Consider the following 2,647-nt stretch of genomic DNA (forward strand, 5'->3'; position numbering starts at 1 on the left):
ATCCGGCACCACACCTTGCGGCCCGCTTCGCCGCCAAGGAAGCGTTCCTCAAGGCGCTCGGACTTGGCCTGCGCCAGGGAATCAGCTGGCAGCAGATGGAAGTGACGCGCGACGAACTCGGCAAGCCGTCATTGCAGCTCAGCGGTCGGGCTGCCGAGATTTACCACGAGCGGGGCCTCTCCCGCCTCCTCCTATCCTACAGCCACGATGGAGATTATGCCTTCGCCACCGTCATTCTGGAGGGGCCATGAAACTGCTGACCGCTGACGAGATGCGCGAGCTCGACCGTCGGGCCATTGAAGAGATCGGCATCCCCGGCGTCGTGTTGATGGAGAACGCCGGCCGCGGCACTGCCGAACTGCTCTGCCGGCGGTTTGCCGATCTGTGGCCCGGACCGGTGCTTATCCTGGCGGGGAAGGGGAATAACGGCGGCGACGGCTATGTCATCGCCCGCCACCTGCTTAACCGCGGCTGGCGGGTGCGGACGGTGGTTTTGACCGATGAAGCGCAGGTGAGCGGCGATGCGGCCATCAATCTGGCGGCGTTGCAGCGTTCGGGCGGCGAGGTGGTCTTCGCCGACGACGGCGAGCGGCTCTCCCGCGCCCTGCGGCAGGGAAAGGCGTCCCGGCTGGCGGTCGATGCCCTGCTCGGCACCGGCCTCGCCAACGAGGTCGGCGGCCATTATGCCGTCGCCATCGACTGGCTCAACGGCTCCGGCGTGCCGGTGCTGGCGGTCGACATCCCCTCCGGCGTCGACGCCACCAGCGGCCGCATCCTCGGCCGGGCGGTGCGGGCCGACCTGACCGTCACCTTTGCCCTGCCCAAACTCGGCCACGCTCTCTATCCGGGGGCCGGCCTGTGCGGTGCTCTCGAAGTTGTCGATATCGGCATCCCGGCCGCCCTGCTGGCCAAGACGCAGTACCTGCACCTGCTGGTCGATGCCGCTGCCGCAACCCCCTTGCTGCCGGCCCGCCCGGCCACCGGGCACAAGGGGACCTTCGGCCACCTGCTGGTGGTCGCCGGCTCCACCGGCAAGGCGGGAGCGGCGGCAATGACTGCCGAAGGCGGCCTGCGCAGCGGTGCAGGGCTGGTGACCGTTGCCGGCCCGGCGACCGTCCAGGCCGCCCTGGCGATCAAGCTCACCGAGGCGATGACCGAGCCGCTGGCCGAGGTCGGCGGGGCCCTCAGCCTGCAGGCCCTGGCGGCGCTGCAGTGGCTCGCCGAGGGGAAATCGGCCCTCGCCCTGGGTCCCGGTCTGGGGCAGGCCGATGAGACCTTCGCCCTGGTGCGGCGCCTGGTACGCGAATCTCCGTTGCCCCTGGTCCTCGACGCCGACGGTCTCAACGCCATCGCCGAGCACCCCGCAGTGCTGCGCGAGCGCCCTCCCGGCAGTGCCGTGCTCACCCCCCATCCCGGCGAGATGGCCCGCCTGACCGGCAGGAGCGTGGCCGAGGTGGAAGCCGACCGCGTCGGCGTCGCCCGGGAGTTCGCCCGCCGACACCGGGTCGTGCTGGTTCTCAAGGGGGCGCGAACCGTTACCGCCCTGCCCGACGGGCGGGTGCTGCTCAACGGCAGCGGCAACCCGGGGCTCGCCTCCGGCGGCATGGGGGATGTTCTGACCGGCCTGATCGGCGGTCTGCTGGCCCAGGGGCTGTCGCCGGCGGACGCCGCCGTCCTCGGCGTCTATCTGCACGGCCGGGCCGCCGACCGGCTGCAGCCGACCCTGGGAAGCGCCGGGATGATCGCCACTGATCTTCTGCGTGAATTGCCGGCCACACGCAAGGAGCTTGCCGATATTGGCCGGTAGGGGCGTGATTCATCTCGCCCGGGGATGCAATGTAATTAAAGGGCGCAATGTAATTGCGCCGCTACGGAACCCTTTGAAAGGAATTCACCATGCTTAAAGCCAAGGACATCATGACCCGCACCGTCCATACGGTCAGTACCGATACCGAGGTCGAGGAACTCGCCCGCCTCTTCGTCGAAACCGGGGTGAGTGCGATGCCCGTTCTCGATGCCAAGGGCGCGTTGCAGGGGATCGTCACCGAAACTGATCTGGTCGAGCAGAACAAGCCGCTGCATATCCCGACGGTGATATCCATATTCGACTGGGTCCTCTATCTGGAGAGCGAGAAGAACTTCCGGGAGCAGGTCGAGAAGATGACGGCGAGAAAGGTCGGGGAGATCTGCACCCGGGAGGTTGTCACCTGTACTCCGGAGACGCCGGTCGCCGAAATCGCCGCCCTGATGGTCGATCACAAGGCGCACCTGATCCCGGTGGTCGAGGGAGAGAAGGTGGTCGGCGTCGTCGCCCGCCTCGACATCATCCGGGCCATGGGGCGTTAGCTTTGGGCGTATGGAGTGTGCACACCACCGCTCCCGGCGAAACGTGGGAGCTGGGCCGGGCGCTCGGCATGGCATTGCAGGAGTCCGCACTGATCCGGCTCAGCGGTGAATTGGGTGCGGGCAAGACCTGCTTTGTTCAGGGCCTCGCCCGTGGACTGGGGGTGGCCGAAGAGGAAGCTGTCACCAGCCCGACCTTTACCCTGATGAATCACTACCACGGGCGGCTCGATCTCTATCATTTCGACCTTTATCGCCTTGCTCATGCCGATGAGCTGATCGAGATGGGAATGGACGAATTTCT

Annotated in this window: 4 protein-coding genes; all 4 read left to right on the plus strand. The window is 67.2% G+C overall.

The window, feature by feature from the left end; translation table 11 throughout:
- A partial coding sequence (gene acpS, locus VD811_05010) for a holo-ACP synthase (protein ID HXV20336.1) occupies positions 1-251 on the plus strand: 251 nt, incomplete at its 5' end.
- On the plus strand, positions 248-1,807 hold the full coding sequence (locus VD811_05015; GenBank protein HXV20337.1) for an NAD(P)H-hydrate dehydratase: 1,560 nt from the start codon (positions 248-250) through the stop codon (positions 1,805-1,807). The genes acpS and VD811_05015, both read left to right, overlap by 4 nt.
- Before the next feature lie 89 nt (positions 1,808-1,896).
- Positions 1,897-2,346, plus strand: a complete 450-nt coding sequence (locus VD811_05020; protein ID HXV20338.1) for a CBS domain-containing protein — start codon at positions 1,897-1,899, stop codon at positions 2,344-2,346.
- Between the two features lie 17 nt (positions 2,347-2,363).
- The coding region (gene tsaE / locus VD811_05025) for a tRNA (adenosine(37)-N6)-threonylcarbamoyltransferase complex ATPase subunit type 1 TsaE (protein ID HXV20339.1) at positions 2,364-2,647 on the plus strand (284 nt) is incomplete at its 3' end.

The sequence above is a fragment of the Desulfuromonadales bacterium genome, from assembly GCA_035620395.1.
Classification (GTDB): Bacteria; Desulfobacterota; Desulfuromonadia; order Desulfuromonadales; family DASPGW01; genus DASPGW01.